Here is a 24,774-nt window from a genome sequence, read left to right on the forward strand (position 1 = left end):
CTGAACCCTAGGAGCAGCCCGTGAAAGCCCTCGACCAACTCACCTTCGACAACCGCTTCGCCCGCCTGGGCGACGCGTTTTCCACCCAGGTCCTGCCCGAGCCCATCGCAGAGCCGCGCCTGGTCGTGGCAAGCGAGTCGGCCATGGGCTTGCTCGACCTCGACCCGGCCCAGGCCGACCTGCCAGTGTTCGCCGAGCTGTTCAGCGGCCACAAACTCTGGCAAGAAGCCGACCCACGGGCGATGGTCTATTCAGGCCATCAGTTCGGCTCGTACAACCCGCGCCTGGGTGATGGCCGCGGGCTGCTGCTGGCCGAAGTGCTCAACGAGGCGGGCGAGCACTGGGACCTGCACCTCAAGGGTGCCGGCCAGACCCCTTACTCGCGCATGGGCGATGGCCGGGCGGTGCTGCGGTCATCGATTCGCGAGTTTCTCGCCTCCGAAGCCCTGCACGCCCTGGGCATCCCCAGCAGCCGGGCACTGTGCGTGATCGGTTCCAGTACCCCGGTATGGCGTGAAACCCGCGAGAGCGCCGCCATGCTCACACGGCTGGCACAGAGCCACGTGCGCTTTGGCCATTTCGAGTACTTCTACTACACCAAGCAGCCTGAGCAACAGCGGGTGTTGATCGACCACGTGCTAGCGCAGCATTACCCCGAATGCCGCGAGGCCGAGCAGCCGTACCTGGCCATGTTCCGCACCATCGTCGAGCGCAACGCCGAGCTGATTGCGCGCTGGCAGGCCTATGGCTTCTGCCATGGGGTGATGAACACCGACAACATGTCGATCCTGGGCATCACCTTCGATTTCGGCCCCTTCGCCTTCCTCGACGACTTCGACGCCAACTTCATCTGCAACCATTCCGATGACCGCGGCCGCTACAGCTATGCCAACCAGGTGCCGATCGCCCACTGGAACCTCAGCGCACTGGCCCAGGCCCTGACCACGGTGATTGAGGTCGAGCCCCTCAAGCAAGCGCTGGCGTTGTTCCTGCCGCTGTACCAGGCGCACTACCTGGACCTGATGCGCCGGCGCCTGGGCCTGACCACGGCTGAGGACGAGGACATGGCGCTGGTCGAGCGCCTGCTGCAGCGCATGCAGAGCGGGGGTGTGGACTACAACCTGTTCTTCCGCAGGCTGGGCGAGCAGCCGGTGGCCGAGGCACTCAAGGACGTACGCGACGACTTCATCGACCTGGCAGGCTTCGATGCCTGGGGCGCAGCCTATCTGGCCCGTTGTGAGCGTGAAGCCGGTAATGGCGATGGGCGCCGCGAGCGCATGCACGCGGTGAACCCGCTGTACGTACTGCGCAACTACCTGGCGCAAAAAGCCATCGAAGCCGCCGAGGCCGGTGACTACAGTGAAGTGCGGCGGCTGCATCAGGTGCTGAGCACGCCGTTCGAGGAACAAGCCGGAATGCAGGCCTACGCCGAACGCCCGCCAGCGTGGGGCAAACACCTGGAAATCAGCTGCTCCTCCTGATGGCCGGCGACAGGGCTTGACCAAACACCACAAGGAAACCACATGTCCGACTCGTTGCTAGTCCCCTGCCCCTACTGCGACGGCCTCAACCGCCTGCCTGCCACCCGCCTGGGCGATGCGCCTAAATGCGGCCGCTGCAAACAGCAGGTGCTGTTGGGCCAGTCGTTCGAACTCAACGAACGCAACTACGCCAACCAGATCAAAGGCGACCTGCCGCTGCTGATCGACGTCTGGGCCGACTGGTGCGGCCCCTGCAAGTCCTTCGCCCCCACCTTCGAACAGGCCGCGCGGCAACTCGAGGGGCGCTGCCGCCTGGCCAAGCTCGACAGCGAAGCCAACCGTACCCTTGCCGGCCAGTTGGGTATCCGTTCGATTCCCAGCCTGATCCTGTTCAAGAACGGCCGCGAAGTCAGCCGCCAGGCGGGCGCGTTTCCACTGCAGTCGCTGCTGGAGTGGCTACGCAGCCAAGGGATTTAAGCGTTTTCTTCGAGCAGTGAGTGCAGCTCGACAAACTGTTGGGTCAGCTTGTGCCGTGGCTCCAGGTGAATCAGCGGTAAGCTGGCGTGGTGCGACTCGCGCATCTTCACCGAACTGCTCAGGTAGACCGGCAATACCGGCAGCCCTTCGGCCAGCAGTTCGTCGAGCATTTGCTGGGGCAGGCTGGCGCGGGACTGGAACTGGTTGACGACAATGCCTTCGACCACCAGCTCTTCGTTATGGTCATCCTTCAACTCTTCGATCTCAGCCAGCAGCCCGTACAGCGCCTGGCGTGAAAAACTGTCGCAGTCGAAGGGGATCAGCACGCGATCTGCCGCAATCAGCGCAGATACCGCATAGAAGTTGAGTGCAGGCGGGGTATCGATGTAGATCCGCTCGTAATCCTCGTCGAGCTGGTCGAGCAACTTACGCAGCTTGTTGATCTTGTGCTTGGCCTCGAGCTTGGGCTGCAAATCGGCCAGCTCCGCGGTGGCGGTGACCACATGCAGGTTATCGAACGGGGTTTCGTAGATATCGACCTTGTTCTTCTTGCTGAACGGCCCGCTGGAGAGGCTTTGCTTGAAGAAGTCGGCGATACCCATGGGGATGTCTTCGCCGGTGAGGCCGGTCAGGTACTGAGTCGAGTTGGCCTGGGCATCCAGGTCGATCAGCAGGGTCCGATAGCCGTCGCTGGCGCTGACCGCAGCCAGGTTGCAAGCGATGCTCGACTTGCCCACGCCACCTTTCTGATTGAACACCACGCGCCGCATGAGAGACCTCCGTGTATCAACGAATGCCCGAGTATGTGGCGCCCGCTCGGCATTGACCAGCATTCTTCATTCAAGTTGTGCACCTCCCGACCGACAACCTTGCCCTGACCGGTTGTCGGAAACCGCGTACATGGCGATCAGCGTATGTCATGTCCAGACGAAGGCAATGTCTGATTGAACCACTATGCATTGATACATGACCCCGGCACCGGGATAATGCGCGCCACTCGATGAATGCGCCAACCCTGGCAGGTCGTTACGCCGAGTCATTCCCTCGGCATGGAAGTCCCTCAGGGCGGGAAACAAAGCACCGTGATCACCTTCGACATCAGCCAATGGCGCGCGTGGGCCCCTGGCCTCTCGACACACGCCGACTGGCAATTATGGGCAAATGGCCATCAGCCGCCACGCAGCGATGCGCAGGCGCCTGACGTGAGCTTCCTGCCCGCCATGCAACGCCGTCGCCTCAGCCACCTGGCGCGCATGGCCTTTGCCGTGGGTTGGCCATTGGCCGAGGGCCACGAGCAGTTGCCACTGGTGTTCGTATCGCGCCACGGTGAAACGCCCCGCACCTTTTCGATTCTCAGCGAGCTGGCCGCACGCCAGCCGCTGTCGCCCACTCAGTTCAGCCTGTCGGTGCACAACGCGGTCATCGGCCTGTGGTCGATCCTGCGCGGCTCGACCAGCGAAATGACCGCCCTGGCGGCCGCGGGCGACGGGTTCGAGCAAGGCGTGCTGGAGGCGGCGGCACTGCTGGCCGAGGGTGCACCCGCCGTGCTGTTGATCGTCACCGAGGAACTGCCCCCCGAGGCCTACAGCCCTTGGATCGACGACGTGCCCTTCGCCTACGCCCTGGGCCTGCTGCTGACCCCTGGCCAGCAATGGCAACTCGCGCCCGGGCAGGCGTTGGCAACACCTCCCGTGGAATTGCCTCACGGCCTCAGCTGGCTCAAAGCCATGCTGACTGGCTGCACTTCCTTCACCCACACCTGGAATCGTCGTACATGGAACTGGCAACGACAGCCGTGAGCCGGCCACGCGACGCTTACTATTGGCGTCTGCTGGCCACCGCCGCGAGCTTCTTTCTGTTCGGCCTGGGCGGTTTGTGCCTGCGCCTGCTGGTCTTTCCGCTGCTGGCCTGCCTGCCGGGCGGTGCCGAACGCCATCGCCGGCGCGCACGGCGCACCATCAGTTGGCTGTTCTGGCGTTTCGTGCGGTTCATGCACGCCACCGGCGTGCTGACTTACCAGATCGACGGCGCCGAGCGCCTCGGCCGTCCGGGGCAGATGATCATCGCCAACCACCCGTCGCTGATCGACGTGGTGTTCCTCATTGGCCTGGTGCGCCAGGCCAACTGCGTGGTCAAGCAGAGCCTGTTCGACAACCCATTCACCCGCGGTCCGGTCAGCGAAGCCCAGTACATCGGCAACGACGGCAGCCTGGACATGCTCGACACCGCCGTGGAGTCGCTGCGCCAGGGCCAGCCACTGGTGATCTTCCCCGAAGGCACGCGCACCTCGCCCGGCCAGGCGCCGGCCTTTCATCGTGGCGCCGCCGCAATCGCCCTGCGCGGTGCGAAGATCATCACCCCGGTGACCATCCAGGTCAGCCCCACCACGCTGACCAAGAATGAACCCTGGTACCGCATTCCCAGCCGCCGCGTGCACTTTACCCTCAAGGTCGGCGCCGATATCGATCCTCAGGCCTTCGCCGCCCTGGGCCCCGCCCCCAAGGCATCGCGGCTGCTCAACGACCATCTGCATCACTACTTCATCAAGGAGCTCGCCGCCAATGAGCGTGCCACAGCAAGACCTGAACCGTGACCTCAAACAGCTGATCATCGACGCCCTGGGCCTGGAAGACATCAGCGTTCAGGACATCGACGATGAACAACCCCTGTTCGGCGAAGGCCTGGGCCTGGACTCGGTAGACGCACTGGAACTCGGCCTGGCGATCCAGAAGCGCTACGGCTTCAAGATCGACGCCGATGCCAAGGACACCCGCAACCACTTCAGCAACGTCGCCACGCTGGCGGCATTCGTCACCGCCCGTCAGGCCGCCTGAGAACGTACCATGCAAACCCGCGAAGACATCTTCAACATCCTGCGCGACGCTCTGGTCGAACTGTTCGAACTGGAACCGGCCAGCATCTCTCTGCAATCCAACCTGTATCAGGACCTGGAAATCGACAGCATCGATGCCGTCGACCTGATCGACCACATCAAGCGCCAGACCGGCAAGAAGATCGCCGCTGACGATTTCAAGTCGGTACGTACCGTCAATGACGTGGTCGAGGCCGTGTTCCGCCTGGTAAACCCGGCGGCATGAAACGCCTGATCGGCCTCGGTCTGCTGTTGGCCGGCCTGCTGTATCCGTTTGCCGTGCATTTCGGCATGGCCCATTTCGCCCCCTGGCAATTCGGCCTGCTGCTTGGCGCCCTCTGGCTGGCCCGCGCCCTGAGCGCGCCGCGCCGCCCGGGCAGCCTGTGGATGGCGCTGGCGGCGCTGGCATTCTGTGGCGTGCTGGGGCTGTCCGACAGCCAGCAACTACTGCGCTGGTACCCGGTGCTGATCAGCGCCTTCATGCTCGCCCTGTTCGGCAGCACCCTGCTGCACGGCATGCCCATGGCCGAGCGCCTGGCGCGCCTGCGTGACCCTGAACTGCCACCCCGGGCCGTGCGCTACACGCGCCGGGTGACCGAGGCGTGGAGCCTGTTCTTTCTGTGCAACGGCCTGATCGCCGCCAGCCTCACGCTGTGGGCGCCACTGCGCTGGTGGACCCTGTACAACGGCGTGATCGCCTATGCCGCGATGGGCCTGCTGTTCGCCATCGAATGGCTGATAAGACAACGTGTGCGAGGACGCTCATGAACTGGATCAACCTCGAACACCTGCTGCGCCCGCTGGAAGCGCCGCGCCAGGTGACCCAGGCGCCGGCCCTGGACCACGCCGCACTGTGCCGGCAGGCCCTGCAGTTGGCCGGTGGCCTGCGCCAGCGTGGGGTCAAACGCCTGGCAGTGCATCTGGAAGACGCCGCGCAACTGGCGGCCGCGCTGCTGGGCGCCTGGCGTGCCGGGGTCGAGGTGCTGCTGCCCGCCGACCTGCAACCGGCAACCCGCGAGCGCTGGAATGCCCAGGTCGACCTGTGGCTCAGCGATCAGCCAGGCGATGCCACGCTGGAGGCCTTGCTGGGCAACGCCCTGGAACCTGCCGACCTGGATCTGGCGCAGTGCCGGATCAGCCTCTGCACCTCCGGCTCCAGCGGCGAGCCCAAGCGCATCGACAAGCAGCTGCGCCAGCTGGCCAACGAAGTGACCGCCCTGGAACGACTCTGGGGCAGCACCTTGGGCGATGCATGGATCATCGGCAGCGTCGCCACCCAGCACATCTATGGGCTGCTGTTCCGCGTGCTCTGGCCCCTGTGCGCCGGGCGTGGCTTCGAGCGCCGCCCGCTACCCTTCCCCGAAGACCTGCAACGTGCCAGCCGCGAACACCCGGCATTTGCCTGGGTGGCCAGCCCGGCGCTCCTCAAGCGCATGGGCGATAACCTCGACTGGCCGGCCCTGTGCCCGGTGCGCCTAGTGTTCTCGTCCGGCGGCGAACTGCCGGCGGAGGCTGGCGAGCGCCTGCACCAGCGCCTGGGCCAGTGGCCGGCGGAAATCCTCGGCAGCTCGGAAACCGGCGGCATCGCCTGGCGCCAGGGCGAAGAACTGTGGAGCCCGTTCGCCGATGTGCAACTGAGCCAGGATGAGCAAGGTGCCTTGCGCATCGCCTCCAGCTACTTGCCGGCCGGCCATGTCGAGCAGAGCGCCGATGCCGTCGAGTTCGTCGAAGGCGGGCGCTTCCGCCTGCTCGGGCGCCTGGACCGTATCGTCAAGCTGGAAGAAAAGCGTATCTCCCTGCCGATGCTCGAACAGGCCCTGTGCAGCCACCCGTGGGTCGCCGAAGCGCGCCTGGGCATGATCGAGGAAGGCCGCGCCTTCCTTGGCGCGCTGCTGGTGCCAAGCCCGGCCGGCCTGCACACATTGCGCAACCTTGGCCGTCGGGCGCTGGTCGACGGCCTGCGCACGCACCTGGCCAGCCACTGCGAAGCGCTGGCCCTGCCACGCCGGTGGCGGTTGCTGCGCCGCCTGCCGCTGAACAGCCAGGGCAAGCTGCCCCAGGCCAACTTGCAGGCCCTGCTGCTGGCCCAGCGCAGCCTGGCGCCCGAGGTGCTGGAACAGCGCCGCGAGGGCGACGAACTGCACCTGCGCCTGGCCGTGCCGCTGGACCTGGCGTGTTTCCCCGGGCACTTCCCGCAGACCCCGGTACTGCCGGGCGTGGTCCAGATCGACTGGGCCATCGACCTTGGCGGCGAACTGCTCGATTGCGAGCGGCGCTTCAGCGGCATGGAAGTGCTCAAGTTCCAGCAACTGGTGCGCCCAGGCGATGAACTGGCGCTGACCCTGCGCTGGGACAGCGCGCGCGGCAAGCTGTACTTCACCTTCACCTGCGCTGGGTTGCCCTGCTCCAGTGGCCGTATTCTGCTGGAGGCCGTCTGTGCATAAGCCCTGTGCGGTGATCCCGGTGTACAACCACGAGCAGGCAGTGCCGGCCGTGGTCGCCGACCTGCTGCGCGCAGGCCTTCCCTGCGTGCTGGTAGATGACGCCAGCTACGCGCCCTGCGCCCAGGTGCTGGGGCGCCTCGCCGGCCAGCCTGACGTGTACCTGGTGACCCTGGCGGTCAACCAGGGCAAGGGCGGCGCAGTCATGGCCGGCCTGCGCGAAGCCGCACGGCTCGGTTTCAGCCATGCCCTGCAAGTGGACGCCGACGGCCAGCACGATCTCGCCGATGTCGGCCGCTTCGTCGAGCAGTCGCAAGCTTATCCACAGGCGCTGGTGTGCGGTTATCCACAGTACGATGCCAGCGTGCCCAAGGGCCGGCTGTACGCCCGCTACCTGACCCACGTGTGGGTGTGGATCAACAGCCTGTCGCTGCAGATACCTGACTCCATGTGCGGCTTTCGGGTCTACCCACTGCCGGCGACCCTGGCGATGATCGACAGCGTCAAGTTGGGCAAACGCATGGATTTCGACCCGGAGATTCTCGTGCGCCTGGCCTGGCGCAACCAGCCCATGAAGTGGCTGCCGACCCGCGTGCACTACCCACAGGACGGTCTCTCGCACTTTCGCCTGTTCCACGACAATGCGCTGATCTCGAAGATGCACGCCAAGCTGTTCTTCGGCATGTTGCTGCGCGCCCCCCTGATACTCTGGCGCAGGTGGCGCGCATGAGCGAACAGCCACAACACTGGGCCGAGCACCAGGAACGGGGCAGCTTCTGGTTGATGAAGCTGACCGCGACCCTGGTGCGCCTGCTCGGGCGCCGCGTACTCAGCCCGCTGATCCACCTCATCGTCGCCTACTTCTTCCTGTTTGGCCGCCGCGCCCGGCGCAGCGCCCGCCAGTACCAGCAGCGGCTGCACCAATGGAACGCCGGGCAAACCGCTGCGCCCAACCATTGGCAGGTGTTTCGCCAGTTCATGGCGTTTGCCGAGGCGCTGCTGGACAAGCTCGATGTGTGGAACGGCAAGCTGCGCATCGAGGACATCGAGATCCACGACCCCGCCAACCTGCGCCAGCAACTGCGCGGTGCACGCGGGCAGATGCTGGTCGGTGCGCATTTGGGCAACCTCGAAGTGTGCCGGGCCCTGGCCGAGATTGGCGAACAGGTGACCATGAACGTGCTGGTGCACACCCGCCATGCCGAGCGCTTCAACCGCCTGCTCGGCGAGGCCGGTGCCAGCAACCTGCGGCTGATTCAGGTCAGCGAACTGGACCCAGCGGTGATGCTGCAGCTGTCCGAGCGACTGGAGCGCGGCGAGTGGCTGGCGATCGCCGGCGACCGCGTGCCCTTGCACGGCGCACGCACCGTCGAGGTGGATTTCCTCGGCCACCCGGCGGCCTTCCCGCAAGGCCCCTGGCTACTCGCCGGCATGCTCGAATGCCCGCTCAACCTGCTGTTCTGCCTCAAGCACCAGGGCCGCTACCACATCACCCTCGAACCCTTCGCTGAACGCCTGCAATGGCGGCGCGGCCAGCGTGACCAAGTGATCGCCGAGTGGGCCACGCGCTATGCCGCACGCCTGGGGCACTACTGCGTCCAGGCGCCGTTGCAGTGGTTCAATTTCTACCCTTTCTGGAAGACCGATGACGATGCATCCGCATGAGCCTGTCACCTTCGGCGAATCGCCGCTGGCAATCGAAGATGTCCTGGCCCTGGCCGAGCGCCGCGCGCAGGTAGCGCTGCAGAACGACGCCGCCTACCGTGAACGCATCGCCCGCGGTGCGCGCTTTCTCGACACCCTGCTCGACAAGGAAGGGGTGATCTACGGCGTCACCACCGGCTACGGCGACTCCTGCGTGGTGGCCGTGCCGCTGGAACACGTGGAGGCCCTGCCACAGCATCTGTACACGTTCCATGGCTGCGGGCTGGGCAAGCTGCTCGACGCCCCCGCCACCCGCGCGGTGCTGGCCGCCCGCCTGCGTTCGCTGAGCCACGGCGTTTCCGGTGTTCGCCTGGAACTGCTCGAGCGCCTGCGCGACTTTCTCGCCCACGACATCCTGCCGCTGATCCCCGAGGAAGGCTCGGTGGGCGCCAGCGGGGACCTGACACCCTTGTCGTACGTGGCAGCGACCCTGTCCGGCGAGCGTGAGGTAATGTACCAGGGCCAGCGCCGCAGCAGTGCCGATGTGCACCGCGAGCTGGGCTGGCAACCGCTGGTACTGCGCCCCAAGGAAGCCTTGGCGCTGATGAACGGCACCGCGGTCATGACCGGCCTGGCCTGCCTGGCCTATGCCCGCGCCGATTACGTGCTGCAGTTGGCCACGCGCATCACCGCGCTCAATGTGATCGGCCTGCAGGGCAACCCGGAGCACTTCGACGAACGCCTGTTCGCCGCCAAGCCGCACCCCGGCCAGACCCAGGTCGCCGCCTGGCTGCGCCAGGACCTGGCCATCGACGCACCACTGCCACCACTGCACCGCCTGCAGGACCGCTACTCGCTGCGCTGCGCCCCGCATGTGCTCGGCGTGCTGGCCGACAGCCTGGGGTGGTTGCGCGGTTTCATCGAAACCGAACTGAACAGCGCCAACGACAACCCGATCATCGATGGCGACGCGGAGCGTGTGCTGCACGGCGGGCACTTCTATGGCGGGCATATCGCGTTTGCCATGGACAGCCTGAAAACCCTGGTGGCCAACGTCGCCGACCTGCTCGACCGCCAGCTGGCGCTGCTGGTGGACGTGCGCTACAACCACGGCCTGCCGAGCAACCTTTCCGGCGCCGAGGCCGAGCGAGCGATGATCAACCACGGTTTCAAGGCCGTGCAGATCGGCGCCAGCGCCTGGACTGCCGAGGCCCTGAAGCAGACCATGCCGGCCAGCGTGTTCTCGCGCTCCACCGAGTGCCACAACCAGGACAAGGTGAGCATGGGCACCATCGCCGCACGCGATGCCCTGCGGGTGCTGGAGCTGACCGAGCAGGTTGCCGCCGCCTCGCTGCTGGCCGCCAACCAAGGTGTCTGGCTGCGCAGCCGCCAGCCCGACGCACGGCCACTGCCGCCAGCCCTGGCGCACATGCACGAAGCACTGCTGGCGGACTTCGCTCCAGTCATCGAAGACCGCGCCCTGGAAAGTGACCTGCGCCACTGTCTGCAGCGCATCGCCCAGCGCCACTGGAGGTTGCATGCGTAACCCCGGGGTCTTCCATGTCGACAGCGAGATCGTCGTTCCCTTCTTCGACGTCGATAGCATGCACATCGTCTGGCACGGCCATTACGTGAAGTACCTGGAGGTGGCCCGCTGCGCCCTGCTCGACCGCCTGGCCCACAACTACCTGCAGATGCAGGCCAGCGGCTACGCGTGGCCGGTGATCGACCTACAACTGCGCTACATCCGCGGCGCCACCTTCGGCCAGCGCCTTACCGTGCGCGCCAGCCTGGTGGAGTGGGAAAACCGTCTGAAGATCCACTACCTGATCAGCGACGCCATGACCGGCGAACGCATGACCCGGGCCAGCACCGTGCAGGTCGCGGTGCATATCGACAGCGGCGAGATGCAGTTGGCCTCGCCGCAGGTGATGCTCGACGCCGTGCAGCAGGTGCTGGCATGAAACACAGCCTGTACCGGTCATTCTCGGCACTGCGCCCTGGCTCGAACTTCGGCAGATCAGCGCGATCACAAGGCCGCTCCCGCAAGATCCTTGCTGCAATCGTGATGTCGCTCATCAGCCCTCTAGCCTTCGCCTTCGGCCTCGACGACCTGCAAAAGCAACTGAGCGCGCCGGCGGTGATCAAGGGTCCGTTCATCCAGGAAAAGCATCTGCGTGCCCTGCCCCAGCCCCTGTTGAGCAAGGGCCGCTTCGTGCTGGCCCGCGACCTTGGCCTGCTGTGGCTGCTGCAAACGCCACTGCGCCAGGATTACCGCATCGACGCCCAAGGCATTGCCCGGCGCGACCCGAGTGGCTGGCAAACCCTGCCCAGCCGCAGCGCCGGGGCCGAGCAGAACCGCCTGTTCTTCGCTGTGCTGCAAGGCGACAGCAGCGGCCTGCAACGGGACTTCGAGTTGAGCCTGAGCGGCGAGGCCGAGCAGTGGCAATTGCGCCTGACGCCCCGTTCGTTGCTGCTCAAGCAGGTCTTCACCCACATCGACATCAGCGGCGGGCGCTATGTCGAACGCATCGTGCTGAGCGAAACCCAGGGTGACAGCACCGTGCTGCGCATGCCCGACAGCAGTGGCAGCGCTGCCCTGAGCGACGCGGAGCGCCGTGACTTTGCCAACTGAACGCCTGTTGCCGCGCCTGTTCGTCTGCCTGCTGCTGGCCATGCTGGCGATTGCCGCTTGGCAGTGGCATCGCGGCGCGCCGCTGTCCGCCGACCTGATGACCCTGGTGCCCGGGGCCACCGAGGACCCACTGGTCAAGCGCGCCGAACAACGCATGCAGGAGCCGCTCAACCGCGAGCTGCTGGTGCTGGTCGGCCATGCCGACCGCCAGCAGGCGCTGGCCATGGCGCAGAAACTGGCCGGGCAATGGCAGGCCAGCGGCCTGTTCGAAAAGGTCCAGTGGAGCCTGCAGACCGACCTGCAGGCGGTGCGTGAACAACTGCTGCAAGGCCGCCTGGCGATGCTGGCGGCCGAGGACCGGAAACAGCTGGTCGAGCACCCGGACGCCTTTATCGAGCAACGCGTGCAAAGCCTGTTCGACCCCTTCGCCGGTTTCAGCCTGGTGCCCAGCCAGGACGACTGGCTGGGCCTTACCGGGCGTATCCAGAACAGCCAGCCGAAGCCGGCCAATGTCGAACTGGATACCACCAGCGGCGCACTGGTCGCCCAGGCCGACGGCCAGGCCTGGGTGCTGCTGCGCGCGCGCACCGTGGGCAACGCCTTCGACCTGCACCTGCCATTGCAGGTAGCCGAACTGCTCAAGCAGAGCCGCGCCCAGGCCGGCCAGGCCGGTGCCCACCTGCTGGCAGCCAGCGGCCTGCTGCACGCCGCTGCCGGCCAGCAACAGGCCAGCCGGGAAATCACCTGGGTCGGGGGTGGCGCCACACTGGGCATCCTGTTGCTGTTGCTGCTGACCTTCCGCCGTTGGCGGGCGTGGCTGGCGTTCGTCCCGGTACTGGTGGGCATGCTGTTCGGCTCGGTGGTGTGCGTAGCGCTGTTCGGCCAGATGCACGTAATGACCCTGGTACTCGGTTCCAGCCTGATCGGCGTGGCGGTCGACTACCCACTGCACTACCTGTCCAAGGGCTGGAGCCTCAAGCCCTGGCGCAGCTGGCCAGCTATGCGCCTGACCTTGCCGGGCATGAGCCTGAGCCTGGCCACCAGTTGCATCGGCTACCTGGCCCTGGCCTTCACGCCGTTCCCGGCACTGACCCAGATCGCCGCGTTCTCGGCAGCCGGCCTGGTCGGCGCCTACCTGAGCGCGGTGTGCCTGCTGCCAGCGCTGCTGGCCACGGTCGAACTGCAACCGGCGCAATGGCCGCTGCGCATCGCCGAAACCCTCACCACCTGGCGCGCGCAATTGCTGCGCAAGGTGCCCAGCGGCGCCTTGCTGGCTCTGGCGCTGTCGTTCTGCGCCGCTGGCCTGTGGCAGCTGCAAACCCACAACGACATCCGCCAGTGGGTTGGCACCCCGCCGCAACTGATGGAAGAAGCCCAGGCGGTGGCGCGCATCACCGGCTACCAGCCCACCAGCCAGTTCTACCTGGTACGCGGGGCCGATCAACAACAACTGCTGGGCCGCCTTGAGGCGCTGTCCGGCGAGCTTCAAGAGCTGGTCGAGCTGGGCAAGCTCAAGGGGTTCATGAGCCTCAGCCAGTTGGTTGCCAGCCCGGCCGCTCAAGGCCAGGTACGCCAGGCACTGGCCGTACTGCCGCAACACTGGCAGCCACTGCTGGCCTTGGGCGTTCCGCAGGCCGCGCTGGCCGCGCAGGCTGATCAGCTGCGCCAACTGCCGGACCAGGCCATCGAGCACGTCCTGGCCGGCCCGCTCGGCGAAGCCTGGCGGCCGTTGTGGCTGGGCCAGCAAGACAGCGGAGTAGCCGCCATCGTCAGCCTGCAAGGCTTGAGCGACACCACGCTGCTGCACCTGCAGACCGATGGCCTCGATGGCGTGCAACTGATCGACCGCCTCGGTGAACTGAACCAGCTGTTCGCCGCTACTCAGGTCAGTGCGGCGGAGCTCAAGTTGCTGTCCTGCGCGCTGATCCTGCTGCTGCTGGTGCCGCCGTTCGGCTTGCGTGGTTCACTGCGTATCGTCGCCCTGCCGCTCTTGGCGGCGCTGTGCAGCCTGGCCAGCCTCGGCTGGCTCGGTCAACCGCTGACCCTGTTCAGCCTGTTCGGCCTGCTGCTGGTGACCGCCATCAGCGTCGACTACGCGATCCTCATGCACGAGCGCATCGGCGGCGCGGCGGTTAGCCTGCTCGGCACCTTGCTGGCGGCGCTGACCACCTGGCTGTCGTTCGGCCTGCTGGCGCTGTCGAGCACACCGGCAGTGAGCAGTTTCGGCCTGGCCGTGAGCCTGGGCCTGGCGTTCAGTTTCCTCCTGGCCCCCTGGGCGGCCCCCCGTGATGGAGCGCAACCGCACCCATGACCCCGCTGTCGCTCTGGGCCATGGCCCTGTGTCTGTTCGCCCTGTGGGTGCTCGGCCTGCGCCGTGTCGCCGCACTGGCCCAGCACATCCTTTCGAATTCCGTTTCCATGGCAAGGAGCCCTCATGCCGAACATTGAACTGCAACAACGCCAGGTGCTGGTGATCGGTGCCGGCCCGTCCGGCGCCATCGCCGCCGCGCTGCTCAAGCGCCAGGGCCACGACGTGCTGGTGATCGAACGCCAGCGTTTCCCACGTTTCTCCATCGGCGAAAGCCTGCTGTCCCACTGCCTCGACTTCGTCGAGGAAGCGGGCATGCTCGATGCCCTGCAAGCAGCCGGCTTCCAGCACAAGAACGGCGCTGCCTTCGCCTGGGGCGAGGAATACACCGCCTTCGATTTCGGCCAGACCTTCAGCCAAGGCAAGCCGAGCACCTTTCAGGTGCAGCGCGGGCGCTTCGACAAGCTGCTGGCCGACCAGGCCGAGGCTCAGGGCGTCGAAATCCGCTACGAGCACGAGATCGTCAGCGCCGACATGAGCGGTGAACGGCCGCAGGTGCGCGCCCGTCGCCCGGATGGCAGTGAATACGACGTGCAGGCGCACTTCGTGCTCGACGCCAGCGGCTATGGCCGCGTACTGCCGCGCCTGCTCGACCTCGAGGCACCGTCGAACTTCCCTGTGCGCCAGGCAGTGTTCACCCACATCGAGGACCGCATCGACCATCCAGGCTTCGACCGCGACAAGATCCTCATCACCACTCATCCCCAGCACCGCGACATCTGGTTCTGGACCATCCCCTTCAGCGATGGCCGCACGTCGCTGGGCGTGGTCGCCGCCGCCGAGCGCTTCGCCGCCGCGCCCAAGGACCTGGATGCCTGCCTCAAGCACTTCGTGGCGCAGACCCCAAGCTTGGCCAAGGTCTTGGCCAACGCGGTGTGGGACACCCCAGCACGCACCATCGGTGGCTACTCGGCCAACGTCAAGGCCCTGCACGGCAAGGGCTACGCCTTGCTCGGCAACGCCGCCGAATTCCTCGACCCGGTGTTCTCCTCGGGCGTGACCATCGCCATGCGTTCGGCGAGCATGGCCGCCGGCCTGCTGCACCGCCAACTGCAAGGCGAGGCGGTGGACTGGCAGGGCGAATTCGCCGAACCGCTCAAGCGTGGCGTCGATACCTTCCGCGTGTACGTGGAAGGCTGGTACGACGGCAGCTTCCAGGACGTCATCTACCACCCCGGCAGCTCGCCGGAGATCCGCGCCATGATCAGCTCGATCCTCGCCGGCTACGCCTGGGACGCCCGCAACCCGTTCGTCGCCGAGCCGAGGCGGCGCCTGCGCACGCTGGCCGAGCTGTGCGCGAGAGCCCCTGCATGAACCAGCGCCCGTTCCTCAGCGACACCTACGTCGAAGAAACCCGTATCGGTTTCCGCTTCCTTGCCAGCCACGTCTGGCAGCACCATGTGCTGCGCGTGGCGATCAACGACCTGCGCCAACTGTTCGACGGTGAGCCGCCGCAGGCGCCGGTGCTGCTCGACGCCGGCTGCGGCCAGGGCAAGTCGTTCAAGCACCTGCAACAGGTGTTCGCCCCGGCCAAGCTGATGGGCACCGATGCCGACCCGCACAGCCTTGAGCTGAGCGCCGCCGAGGCCCGCCGCCTGGGCCTTGAGGTGGAGCTGCGCGGCAGCGACTGCGCCCGGCTGCAGTACCCGGACGCCAGCGTCGATATCCTGTTCTGCCACCAGACCTTCCACCATCTGGTGGAGCAGGAAAAGGCCCTGGCCGAGTTCTACCGGGTGCTCAAGCCTGGCGGCTACCTGCTGTTCGCCGAGTCCACCGAAGCCTACATCGATACCTGGGTGATCCGCTGGTTCTTCCGCCACCCCATGCACGTGCAAAAGAGCGCCGAGGGGTACTTGCAGATGCTGCGCCAGCAAGGCTTCCAGTTCGGCCCGCGCAACGTCTCGTATCCCTACCTGTGGTGGAGTCGCGCCACGGACTTCGGCCTGCTCGAACGCCTGGGCCTGCGCACGCCACCTGCGGTCGGCCAGCGCGAGGAGACGCTGGTCAACGTGGTGGCGCGCAAGCCCCTGGAGCAGCCATGAAACACCTGCTGGCCCTGGGCCTGTGCCTGCTGCTCGGCGCCTGCGCCGCACGCCCGCCGCTGCCGGCGCACATGCCTGCGCTGCAACTGCCGCAGCAGCTGCATGTCGAACGTGAACAGGCTGGCCAGCGCCAGGACTGGTTGCTGGTGATCCAGGGCGAGCACGGCTACCTGCGCTGGTCGCTGCTCGACCTGCTGGGCATTCCCCAGGCGCGTCAGCTGCTCGATGGCCAGCAGTGGCATGCCGATGGCCTGCTGCCGCCAAACCCGGCCGCGCGCGAGCTGTTCGCCGCCGTGCTGTTTGCCCTGACCCCGCCCGAGCAACTGCCGCAGCTTTATCCGCAGGCGCGCCAGCAGAATGAGCGGCGCTGGCTGGGCGATCGCTGGCAGGTCCGCTATCGCGCCGCCGACGCTTTCGACTTGAACCTCGGTGATGGCCTGCGTTATTCAGTCGACCCTCTGCCCCGCGAGGACACCCCATGACCGCCTACCTCAATGCCCTCGGCCTGGTCTGCGCCCTTGGCCAAGGGCAGGCCGAAGTGGCCGCGCGCCTGTTCGCCGGCGACTGCTCCGGCATGCAGCCGGCAGCGGGCTGGATCCCCGAGCGCCAGCCACCGGTCGGGGCGGTCATCGGCGCCCTGCCCGCCGTGCCGCTGCCCGAGCAGCACAGCCGCAACAACCAGTTGCTGTACACCGCAGCCCTGCAGATCGAGCCGGCCATCCGCCAGGCCATCGCCCGGTATGGCGCGCACCGCGTCGCGGTGATCCTCGGCACCAGCACCTCTGGCATCGCCGAAGCCAGCGCAGGCTTCTCGCAGTACCTGCAAAGCGGGCAGTTCCCTGCCAATTACCGCTACGCCGAGCAAGAGCTGAGCGCACCGGCCAACTTCCTCGCCGACTGGTTGCAGCTGAGCGGCCCGGCCTACGTGATTTCCACCGCCTGCACCTCTAGTGGCCGTGCCCTGCTCAGCGCCCGGCGCCTGCTCGACCTGGGCCTGTGCGACGCGGTGCTGTGCGGCGGCGTCGACAGCCTGTGCGGCCTGACCCTCAATGGCTTCAGCGCCCTGGAGGCGATCAGCGAGCAGCGCTGCAACCCGTTCTCGGTCAACCGCAACGGCATCAACATCGGCGAGGCGGCGGCGTTGTTCCTGATGACCCGCGAGAGCAACGCCGCAGGCAGTCACATCGCATTGCTGGGTGCCGGGGCCAGCTCCGACGCCCACCACATCTCTGCCCCCGACCCGACCGGCACTGGCGCCTTGCAGTGCATGGGCAAAGCACTGGACAATGCCGGCCTTGCACCCGCGCAGATCGATTACCTGAACTTGCACGGCACTGCCACGGCGCATAACGACGCCATGGAAAGCCTGGCCGTGCATACCCTGTTCGGCGCCACGCTGCCCTGCTCGTCGAGCAAACCGATGACCGGCCACACGCTTGGCGCCGCCGGCGCGCTGGAAGCGGCGTTCTGCTGGTTGAGCTTGAGCGGGCACAACCCCGAGGGGTTGCTGCCGCCGCATGTATGGGACCGCCAACAGGACCCGGCACTGCCGGCCCTGGCCTTGGTCGACGGCAGCCAGCGCATGGGCACGCAACGCCCACGCCGTTTGATGAGCAACTCGTTCGCCTTCGGCGGCAACAACGTCAGCCTGATTCTCGGAGACACCCCATGATCCCCTGGCCACTGGCCGAGCTGCTGCCCCACGCCGGCGACATGATTCTGATCGACCTGGTCGACAGCTGCGACGACGAGCAGATCCACACCCGCGCCACCGTGCGCCCCGGCGGCCTGTTCAACCGCGCCGATGGCAGCCTGCCGGCCTGGCTCGGCGTCGAGCTGATGGCCCAGAGCGTGGCGGCCTATGCCGGTTGCCGGGCGCGGCGCAATGGTCAGCCGGTGGAACTGGGCTTTCTGCTCGGCACGCGCAAGTTCGAATGTGATGTCGAGCACTTCCCGGCCGGCGCCGAACTGCACATCCACGCCCTGCGTTCGCTCGAAGACGAGAACGGCATGGGCGTGTTCGAATGCCACCTGCGCGGCCCCGGTATCCATGCCAGTGCCCGCCTGAACGTCTACCGCCCGCCCCAAGCGGCCAGCTACCTGGCCGAAGCACGCCCAGAGGAACCTTCCCATGACTGATACCATTCTGGTCACCGGCTCGAGCCGGGGCATCGGCCGCGCCATCGCCCTGCGCCTGGCCCGGGCCGGCTACGACCTGGTGCTGCACTGCCGCAGCGGCCTGGCCGAGGCCCATGCAGTGGCCGAGGAAATCCGCGCGCTGGGCCAGCAGGTACGGGTGCTGCAGTTCGACATCAGCGATCGCGCTGCCTGCCGGGCCATTCTCGAAAGCGACGTGGAACGCTTCGGTGCCTACTACGGCGTGGTCTGCAACGCCGGCCTGACCCGCGACGGCGCCTTCCCGGCGCTCACTGACGAAGACTGGGACCAGGTGTTACGTACCAACCTCGACGGCTTCTACAACGTCCTGCAGCCACTGACCATGCCGATGATCCGCCGCCGCGCGCCGGGGCGCATCGTCTGTATCACCTCGGTGTCGGGGCTGATCGGCAACCGAGGCCAAGTCAACTACAGCGCCTCCAAAGCGGGCCTGATCGGCGCCGCCAAGGCCCTGGCAATAGAACTGGGCAAGCGCCGCATCACCGTCAATTGCGTGGCCCCCGGGCTGATCGACACGGCCATGCTCGACGAACACGTGCCGGTGGACGAGCTGCTGAAGATGATCCCCTCCGGGCGCATGGGCACGCCGGAGGAGGTGGCCGGCGCGGTGAATTTCCTGATGTCGCCCGAGGCGGCGTACATCACCCGCCAGGTCCTGGCGGTGAACGGGGGGCTATGCTGATGCGCCGCGTCGTCGTCACCGGCATGGCCGGGATCACCGCCCTGGGCAGCGACTGGGCGAGCATCAGCGGGCATTTCGCCAACCAGCGCAGCGGCATCCGCCGCATGGACGAATGGGACCGTTTCGAGGAGTTGAACACACGCCTGGCGGGCCCCATCGATGATTTCAAGGTGCCAAGCCACTGGACCCGCAAACAACTGCGCAGCATGGGCCGGGTTTCGCGCCTGGCAGTGGCTGCCGCCGAGCGTGCCCTGGACGATGCCGGGCTGCTCGGCGACCCGAGCATCCGCGATGGGCGCATGGGCGTGGCCTGCGGTTCGTCCACCGGCAGCACCGACGAAATCAAGGCGTTCGGCAACATGCTGCTGAACTCGGTGGCTGATGGCCTGAACGCCAACTCCTATGTGCGCATGATGCCGCACACCACCGCCGCCAACATCAGCATCTTCTTCGGCCTCACCGGGCGCCTGATCCCCACCTCCAGCGCCTGCACCAGCGGCAGTCAGGGCATCGGCTACGCCTACGAGGCGATCAAGTTCGGCCGCCTGCCGCTGATGCTCGCGGGTGGCGCCGAGGAGCTGTGCCCGACCGAGGCGATGGTGTTCGACGCGCTGTACGCCACCAGCCTGAAGAACGACACACCCCACCTGAGCCCGCGCCCCTATGACAGCGGCCGCGACGGCCTGGTGATCGGCGAGGGCGGCGGCATGCTGGTGCTGGAGGAACTGGAACATGCCCTGGCCCGTGGGGCGAAGATCCACGCCGAAATCGTCGGTTTCGGCAGCAATGCCGACGGCCAGCACACCACCCGCCCTGAGCAGCTAACCATGCGCCGCGCCATGGAGTTGGCCTTGGAGGACGCAAACTTGCCGCCCGAGGCCATCGGCTACGTCAACGGCCACGGCACCGCCACCGAGCAGGGCGATATCGCCGAGACGCTGGCCACCAGCAGCCTGTTCGGCCCGCGTATGCCGATCAGCTCGCAAAAGAGTTTCCTCGGCCACACCCTCGGTGCCTGCGGTGCATTGGAGTCCTGGTTCAGCATCGAGATGCTCAACAGCGACCGCTACGTACACACGCTCAACCTCGATAATGTCGACCCACGCTGCGGTGAACTGGACTACCTGCGCGGCGAGTTCCGCGCCATGAACCATCAATATGTGATGAACAACAACTTCGCCTTCGGCGGGGTCAACACCTCGTTGATCTTCCGTCGCTGGCACTGACGCCACCCAACCCCACTGAAACCAAGGAAGACCCGATGCGCCTGAAAACCTGGACCGCTGCCACCGCCCTGCTGCTCTGCGCCCTGCCGGGCGTCAGCCAGGCCCGTGACACCGCCCTGTACCTACCCTTCGAGAAAGTTGTGCAGCAGATGCTCAACGAGAAGAAGCTCGATGGCTCGGTGAAGTTCTACCTGGCTGGCGTACAGCCACGCGGCAAGGTCAATGTGATCAGCGCCAACGCGGTCACCAACAAGAAGACCAATGCCTTCAACAAAAGCGACGAAGCGGCCTGCGAATGGGCGTTGCAATCGGCCCTGCTGACCCTGCAGGACGCCGCGCGCAAGGTGAACGCCAACGCGGTGACCAATATCGCCAGCTACTACAAGAAAAACGAGCGCAAGGATGCTGCGACTTACGAGTGCCATGCTGGAGCGGTGATCGCGGGTGTGGCGCTCAAGGGTGACCTGGCGCGCGTGAACTGATCTGTTCTGCAAACCTGAAAAAATGTGTGAGCCGGCTTGCCGGCGATGGGCCGCAAAGCGGCCCTGAATCGCTAAAAGACCGGCATCAGCCTTCAGGTTTGGCACTTTTAGCAGTGCCATCTCCACGTCAATTCCAGTGAGTCAGCTCCATTAGGGCTGCTATGCAGCCCATCGCTGGCAAGCCAGCTCTCGCCGGTGCGCGCAGGCCAGTCCAATCGTGCCCGCTTTTGCCCGCCTAGCCGTATACCTGCCCGGTCACCAACTCGGCAAACGCTCTCGCCATCGCCGACCCGCCTCGTTCACGCTGCACCAGCCACACCGCTGACGTCGCCTCTTCATCCAGCAGGGTGCGGTACACCACGCCCTCGATGCGCATGCGTTGGAATGAAGCCGGCAGGACCGAAACCCCCAAACCCGCCGACACCAGCCCAATGATGGTCATGGCCTCCCCCGCTTCTTGAGCAAAATGCGGATTGAACCCCGCCTGCCGCGCCAGGCTGAGCAACTGGGCGTGCAAACCACTGCCGTAACTGCGCGGGAAGAACACGAACGGTTCGTGGGCCAGCGCCGCCATGTGCACACCGTGCTCGGTCCCTTCGGCCAGCGCATGCGAGGCATTGATCACCGCCACCAATGGTTCGCGAAACAACTCCGTGGCCACCAGCCCTTCCGGCAAGGGCATGGGCCGCATCAGCCCGACCTCGATGGACTCATCGAACACCCCCTCGGCGACATCGCGGCTGCTCATTTCCTTGAGGTTCAGGTGCACTGCCGGGAAACGCTGGCGGAAGGCATGAATAGCCTTGGGAATTTTCGAGGTGAAGGGGGCAGACGACGTAAAGCCGATCTTCATTTCGCCCAGTTCACCCAACTGCGCGCGGCGCGCGACATCAGCCGCCTTCTCAACCTGCGCGAGTACCTGACGCGCTTCCTCGAGAAACAGCCGGCCGGCCTCACTCAACTCGACCCGACGATTGGTACGTTCGAACAAGCGGGCGCCCAACTCCTGTTCCAAGGCCTGGATCTGTTGGCTCAGGGGTGGCTGAGAAATGCCTAATTGCTGGGCCGCCCGCCCAAAGTGCAGCTCTTCGGCAACTGCAATGAAGTAACGCAGGTGGCGCAGTTCCATGGGGCCCCCAGAACAAGTCGTCAAACATCTTAAATAGGTCGAACAATATATTGGATCTAATCATTAGGCAGCTATATGATTTTTTCATTGCACCTGAGGTACCCACCCGTGAAGACTGCTGTAGCCCCCCTTCCTGCTGAGCCCGAGCCCACCCCGCTGAACGACATCTGGATCGAGAAAGGCACCCCTGCCTTCATGAAGACCGTACTGGCCCTGTTCAGCGGGGGCTTCGCGACCTTCGCCCTGCTGTATTGCGTGCAGCCGATGATGCCGCTGCTGTCGCAGGAGTTTTCGATCAATGCCGCGCAGAGCAGCCTGGTACTGTCAGTGTCGACCGGCATGCTGGCGTTCGGCCTGCTGATCACCGGGCCGATTTCCGACCGCATCGGGCGCAAGCCGGTGATGGTGTTTGCCCTGCTCTGCGCCGCGTTATCGACCATCGTCAGCGCGGTGATGCCGACCTGGGAAGGCGTACTCGCCACGCGGGCGCTGGTCGGCCTGTCGCTGAGCGGCCTGGCAGCTGTGGCGATGACCTACCTGAGCGAAGAAATCCACCCCCAGCACATCGGCCTGGCCATGGGCTTGTATATCGGTGGCAATGCCATCGGCGGCATGAGCGGTCGCCTGATCACCGGCGTGCTGATCGACTTCGTCAGCTGGCACACGGCAATGCTGACCATCGGTGGCCTGGCCCTGATCGCGGCGCTGGTGTTCTGGAAGGTGCTACCCGAATCGCGCAATTTCAGGGCGCAGACGCTGAGGCCGCGCAGCCTGCTGGACGGCTTCGTCATGCACTTCAAGGACGCGGGCCTGCCCTGGTTGTTCCTCGAAGCGTTCCTGCTGATGGGCGCGTTCGTCACCCTGTTCAACTACATCGGCTATCGGTTGCTGGCCGAGCCCTATCACATGAACCAAGCGCTGGTCGGCCTGCTATCGGTGGTTTACCTGTCGGGTATCTACAGCTCGGCACAAGTGGGGGCGCTGGCAGATAAACTGGGACGCCGGCGGGTGTTCTGGGCGAGCATTCTGGTCATGGCGGGCGGGCTGTTGCTGACATTGGCCAGCCCCCTGGTGATGATTATCGTGGGGATGCTGATCTTTACCTTCGGCTTTTTCGGAGCGCATTCGGTAGCCAGCAGCTGGATCGGCCGGCGAGCGCTGAAGGCCAAGGGCCAGGCTTCTTCGTTGTACCTGTTCTGCTATTACGCGGGGTCGAGTGTGGCGGGCACAGCAGGTGGGGTGTTCTGGCACCAGTGGGGCTGGAGTGGTATCGGGCTGTTCATCGGCAGCCTGCTGACGGTGGCGTTGCTGGTGGCATTGCACCTCAGCAAGCTGGCGCCCAAGGCTGCCTGAACAGGGTTGCGCTGCAGCCCAATCCCCGGTTTGCCGACGATTGGGCCCTCAGGTCAGTTCACGATCTCGACGATGTCCACATCCACTTCACGGCTCATCAGGTGCTTTTCCACCTCACCGGTCAGCTTGACCTTGGTCTTGTCGTTGAAGGGCGTCGGCGGCAGGTCTTCATCGTCGATCTCGACGGAGATGGTGCCGGTGTTGTCCTTGAATTCGTACTTGTCGTCATTGTCGACCTTCTTGGTGACATACCCCTGCAGCACTACGGGGGTGTCATCGGCTGCGTCATTGGCCGCGGCGACGGTTGTCACCGCCTGAGCGCCTGGGCCGGTATAGCCGGCGGCCAAGGCAGCGGTACTGAACAAGGGGGCGAGAATCAGAGCGAAGTAGCGAGCTTTCATGAGGTTCGGGTCCTGTTTCGGTTTCGATGGGACCAGATTAGCGACGATCGCTGAATTAAAACTTAATGCAACAAAACCAGGGCATGGCACCGGCTTTGCCGGCGATGGGCCGCAAAGCGGCCCCGATTCGCGTGACTGGCCAGCACTCAGATCACTGGTGGTACTGCGCGGACAGTTCATGCACGGCGTTGATGAACACGCCCGCATGCTCCGGGTCGACCTCCGGCGTAATGCCGTGACCCAGGTTGAACACATGGCCGGTACCCTTGCCATAGCTCGCCAGGATCCGTGCCACTTCGTTGCGGATGGCCTCGGGCTTGGCGTACAGCACGGTCGGGTCCATGTTGCCTTGCAGGGCAACCTTGTCACCCACGCGGCGGCGGGCGTCGCCGATCTCGCAGGTCCAGTCCAGGCCCAGTGCATCAGCGCCGGCTTCAGCGATGCTCTCCAGCCACAGGCCGCCATTCTTGGTGAACAGGATTACCGGCACCTTGCGCCCATCGTGCTCACGGATCAGGCCACTGACGATCTTGCGCATGTAGGCCAGGGAGAACTCCTGATACGCCGCCGCCGACAGGTTGCCGCCCCAGGTGTCGAAGATCTGCACGGCCTGGGCACCGGCCAGAATCTGCCCGTTGAGGTAGCTGGTGACCGACTGTGCCAGCTTGTCCAGCAGCATGTGCAGGGCTTGCGGGTTGTCGTAGGCCATCGCCTTGGTCTTGCGGAAGTCTTTGGACGAGCCACCTTCGACCATGTAGGTGGCCAGGGTCCATGGGCTGCCGGAGAAACCGATCAGCGGCACACGGCCGTTGAGCTCGCGCCGAATGGTGCTTACGGCATCCATCACGTAGCCGAGGTCTTTCTGCGGATCAGGGATGGCCAACGCTTCGATGTCGGCCGGGGTGCTGATGACCTTCTTGAAACGCGGGCCTTCGCCGGTCTCGAAGTAAAGGCCAAGGCCCATGGCATCGGGAATGGTGAGGATGTCCGAGAACAGGATCGCTGCGTCGAGCGGGTAGCGTTCCAGCGGCTGCAGGGTGACCTCACAGGCGAACTGGGGGTTCATGCACAGGCTCATGAAGTCACCGGCCTTGGCGCGGCTGGCGCGGTATTCCGGCAGGTAACGGCCGGCCTGGCGCATCATCCATACAGGGGTGACGTCTACGGGTTGCTTGAGCAGTGCACGCAGGAAACGATCGTTCTTCAGGGCAGTCATGTCGGCATCCGGCAAAAAAGTGCGGGCATTTTCTCAGACGCCAGCGCAAAAGGCACGGTTGAGACCATGCGTTTTGTCTATTGGGTGCCGTGGATCAAACAATTTTGTATACAAAACCGATGAGGCCGCTTTGCGGCCCCATCGGGC

General features: G+C 65.6%; 28 protein-coding genes. 24 read left to right on the top strand and 4 right to left on the bottom strand.

Annotation, left to right across the window (positions count from 1 at the left end; all coding sequences use genetic code 11):
* Window positions 1-20 precede the first annotated feature (20 nt).
* Window positions 21-1,481 carry a protein adenylyltransferase SelO gene (selO, locus tag ACIPZH_RS19235; protein WP_400637382.1) on the top strand — a complete coding sequence of 487 codons (1,461 nt, stop codon included), beginning with the start codon at window positions 21-23 and terminating at the stop codon, window positions 1,479-1,481.
* Between the two features lie 42 nt (window positions 1,482-1,523).
* Entirely contained in the window at window positions 1,524-1,958 is a 435-nt protein-coding gene (trxC, locus tag ACIPZH_RS19240) for a thioredoxin TrxC (protein WP_400637384.1), read from the top strand.
* Here the strand turns inward: trxC and ACIPZH_RS19245 are convergent.
* On the bottom strand, window positions 1,955-2,728 hold the full coding sequence (locus ACIPZH_RS19245; protein WP_400637386.1) for a ParA family protein: 774 nt from the start codon (window positions 2,726-2,728) through the stop codon (window positions 1,955-1,957). The two genes, trxC and ACIPZH_RS19245, sit on opposite strands and share 4 nt — an antisense overlap.
* Before the next feature lie 312 nt (window positions 2,729-3,040).
* On the opposite strand from ACIPZH_RS19245, the gene ACIPZH_RS19250 reads away from it, so the two are divergent.
* The 21 genes from ACIPZH_RS19250 (at window position 3,041) to ACIPZH_RS19350 (ending at window position 20,528) form a co-directional block, all read left to right on the top strand.
* Window positions 3,041-3,757, top strand: a complete 717-nt coding sequence (locus ACIPZH_RS19250) for a beta-ketoacyl synthase chain length factor (protein ID WP_267820392.1) — start codon at window positions 3,041-3,043, stop codon at window positions 3,755-3,757.
* The gene (locus ACIPZH_RS19255; RefSeq protein WP_267820390.1) at window positions 3,733-4,551 is read left to right on the top strand and encodes a 1-acyl-sn-glycerol-3-phosphate acyltransferase; all 819 of its coding nucleotides are present in this window, start codon (window positions 3,733-3,735) and stop codon (window positions 4,549-4,551) included. The genes ACIPZH_RS19250 and ACIPZH_RS19255 overlap by 25 nt, the downstream gene beginning before the upstream one ends.
* The gene (locus tag ACIPZH_RS19260; protein WP_241805147.1) at window positions 4,520-4,792 is read left to right on the top strand and encodes a phosphopantetheine-binding protein; all 273 of its coding nucleotides are present in this window, start codon (window positions 4,520-4,522) and stop codon (window positions 4,790-4,792) included. The genes ACIPZH_RS19255 and ACIPZH_RS19260 overlap by 32 nt, the downstream gene beginning before the upstream one ends.
* 9 nt (window positions 4,793-4,801) lie before the next feature.
* Window positions 4,802-5,056, top strand: coding sequence for an acyl carrier protein (locus tag ACIPZH_RS19265; protein WP_267820387.1), 255 nt, complete (start codon window positions 4,802-4,804; stop codon window positions 5,054-5,056).
* On the top strand, window positions 5,053-5,598 hold the full coding sequence (locus ACIPZH_RS19270; protein ID WP_241805145.1) for a hypothetical protein: 546 nt from the start codon (window positions 5,053-5,055) through the stop codon (window positions 5,596-5,598). Before ACIPZH_RS19265 ends, ACIPZH_RS19270 begins: the two co-directional genes overlap by 4 nt.
* On the top strand, window positions 5,595-7,274 hold the full coding sequence (locus ACIPZH_RS19275) for an AMP-binding protein (protein ID WP_400637388.1): 1,680 nt from the start codon (window positions 5,595-5,597) through the stop codon (window positions 7,272-7,274). Before ACIPZH_RS19270 ends, ACIPZH_RS19275 begins: the two co-directional genes overlap by 4 nt.
* Complete coding sequence (locus ACIPZH_RS19280) at window positions 7,267-8,001, top strand: glycosyltransferase family 2 protein (RefSeq protein WP_400637390.1); 735 nt, start codon at window positions 7,267-7,269, stop codon at window positions 7,999-8,001. Before ACIPZH_RS19275 ends, ACIPZH_RS19280 begins: the two co-directional genes overlap by 8 nt.
* Window positions 7,998-8,936: a glycosyl transferase gene (locus ACIPZH_RS19285; RefSeq protein ID WP_400637392.1), complete on the top strand. Its 939-nt coding sequence runs from the start codon at window positions 7,998-8,000 to the stop codon at window positions 8,934-8,936. The genes ACIPZH_RS19280 and ACIPZH_RS19285 overlap by 4 nt, the downstream gene beginning before the upstream one ends.
* Window positions 8,917-10,461 carry a histidine ammonia-lyase gene (hutH, locus tag ACIPZH_RS19290; protein WP_400637393.1) on the top strand — a complete coding sequence of 515 codons (1,545 nt, stop codon included), beginning with the start codon at window positions 8,917-8,919 and terminating at the stop codon, window positions 10,459-10,461. Before ACIPZH_RS19285 ends, hutH begins: the two co-directional genes overlap by 20 nt.
* Window positions 10,454-10,879 carry an acyl-CoA thioesterase gene (locus ACIPZH_RS19295; protein ID WP_400624595.1) on the top strand — a complete coding sequence of 142 codons (426 nt, stop codon included), beginning with the start codon at window positions 10,454-10,456 and terminating at the stop codon, window positions 10,877-10,879. Before hutH ends, ACIPZH_RS19295 begins: the two co-directional genes overlap by 8 nt.
* Window positions 10,880-10,983: 104 nt before the next feature.
* A complete protein-coding gene (locus tag ACIPZH_RS19300; RefSeq protein ID WP_241805190.1) occupies window positions 10,984-11,550 on the top strand; it encodes an outer membrane lipoprotein carrier protein LolA in 567 nt (188 codons plus the stop codon).
* The gene (locus tag ACIPZH_RS19305) at window positions 11,534-13,861 is read left to right on the top strand and encodes an MMPL family transporter (RefSeq protein ID WP_400637395.1); all 2,328 of its coding nucleotides are present in this window, start codon (window positions 11,534-11,536) and stop codon (window positions 13,859-13,861) included. Before ACIPZH_RS19300 ends, ACIPZH_RS19305 begins: the two co-directional genes overlap by 17 nt.
* Window positions 13,858-13,998, top strand: coding sequence for a hypothetical protein (locus ACIPZH_RS19310; RefSeq protein ID WP_241805135.1), 141 nt, complete (start codon window positions 13,858-13,860; stop codon window positions 13,996-13,998). The genes ACIPZH_RS19305 and ACIPZH_RS19310 overlap by 4 nt, the downstream gene beginning before the upstream one ends.
* Window positions 13,985-15,232, top strand: a complete 1,248-nt coding sequence (locus ACIPZH_RS19315; RefSeq protein WP_400637397.1) for an NAD(P)/FAD-dependent oxidoreductase — start codon at window positions 13,985-13,987, stop codon at window positions 15,230-15,232. Before ACIPZH_RS19310 ends, ACIPZH_RS19315 begins: the two co-directional genes overlap by 14 nt.
* A complete protein-coding gene (locus tag ACIPZH_RS19320; protein ID WP_241805133.1) occupies window positions 15,229-15,960 on the top strand; it encodes a class I SAM-dependent methyltransferase in 732 nt (243 codons plus the stop codon). The genes ACIPZH_RS19315 and ACIPZH_RS19320 overlap by 4 nt, the downstream gene beginning before the upstream one ends.
* Window positions 15,957-16,442 (top strand): hypothetical protein, encoded by a 486-nt coding sequence (locus tag ACIPZH_RS19325; protein WP_400637399.1) that lies wholly within the window; start codon window positions 15,957-15,959, stop codon window positions 16,440-16,442. Before ACIPZH_RS19320 ends, ACIPZH_RS19325 begins: the two co-directional genes overlap by 4 nt.
* Complete coding sequence (locus ACIPZH_RS19330; protein ID WP_400637400.1) at window positions 16,439-17,632, top strand: beta-ketoacyl-[acyl-carrier-protein] synthase family protein; 1,194 nt, start codon at window positions 16,439-16,441, stop codon at window positions 17,630-17,632. Before ACIPZH_RS19325 ends, ACIPZH_RS19330 begins: the two co-directional genes overlap by 4 nt.
* The gene (locus tag ACIPZH_RS19335) at window positions 17,629-18,099 is read left to right on the top strand and encodes a hotdog family protein (protein ID WP_400637402.1); all 471 of its coding nucleotides are present in this window, start codon (window positions 17,629-17,631) and stop codon (window positions 18,097-18,099) included. Before ACIPZH_RS19330 ends, ACIPZH_RS19335 begins: the two co-directional genes overlap by 4 nt.
* On the top strand, window positions 18,092-18,820 hold the full coding sequence (gene fabG / locus ACIPZH_RS19340; RefSeq protein WP_400637404.1) for a 3-oxoacyl-ACP reductase FabG: 729 nt from the start codon (window positions 18,092-18,094) through the stop codon (window positions 18,818-18,820). Before ACIPZH_RS19335 ends, fabG begins: the two co-directional genes overlap by 8 nt.
* Window positions 18,820-20,046: a beta-ketoacyl-ACP synthase gene (locus tag ACIPZH_RS19345; RefSeq protein WP_400637406.1), complete on the top strand. Its 1,227-nt coding sequence runs from the start codon at window positions 18,820-18,822 to the stop codon at window positions 20,044-20,046. The genes fabG and ACIPZH_RS19345 overlap by 1 nt, the downstream gene beginning before the upstream one ends.
* 35 nt (window positions 20,047-20,081) lie before the next feature.
* The gene (locus ACIPZH_RS19350; RefSeq protein ID WP_241805125.1) at window positions 20,082-20,528 is read left to right on the top strand and encodes an excinuclease; all 447 of its coding nucleotides are present in this window, start codon (window positions 20,082-20,084) and stop codon (window positions 20,526-20,528) included.
* Between the two features lie 235 nt (window positions 20,529-20,763).
* Here ACIPZH_RS19350 and ACIPZH_RS19355 read toward each other — a convergent pair whose 3' ends face one another.
* Window positions 20,764-21,657, bottom strand: a complete 894-nt coding sequence (locus ACIPZH_RS19355) for a LysR family transcriptional regulator (protein WP_241805123.1) — start codon at window positions 21,655-21,657, stop codon at window positions 20,764-20,766.
* 195 nt (window positions 21,658-21,852) lie between these two features.
* On the opposite strand from ACIPZH_RS19355, the gene ACIPZH_RS19360 reads away from it, so the two are divergent.
* Window positions 21,853-23,010 (top strand): MFS transporter, encoded by a 1,158-nt coding sequence (locus ACIPZH_RS19360; RefSeq protein WP_400637479.1) that lies wholly within the window; start codon window positions 21,853-21,855, stop codon window positions 23,008-23,010.
* A gap of 53 nt (window positions 23,011-23,063) precedes the next feature.
* Here ACIPZH_RS19360 and ACIPZH_RS19365 read toward each other — a convergent pair whose 3' ends face one another.
* A complete protein-coding gene (locus ACIPZH_RS19365) occupies window positions 23,064-23,411 on the bottom strand; it encodes a YgiW/YdeI family stress tolerance OB fold protein (protein ID WP_400624581.1) in 348 nt (115 codons plus the stop codon).
* 151 nt (window positions 23,412-23,562) lie between these two features.
* Entirely contained in the window at window positions 23,563-24,627 is a 1,065-nt protein-coding gene (hemE, locus tag ACIPZH_RS19370; protein WP_267820364.1) for a uroporphyrinogen decarboxylase, read from the bottom strand.
* Between the last annotated feature and the right edge of the window lie 147 nt (window positions 24,628-24,774).

Origin of the sequence: Pseudomonas sp. NPDC089758, from assembly GCF_044748705.1 — a bacterium.
GTDB classification, from domain to species: domain Bacteria; phylum Pseudomonadota; class Gammaproteobacteria; order Pseudomonadales; family Pseudomonadaceae; genus Aquipseudomonas; species Aquipseudomonas putida_X.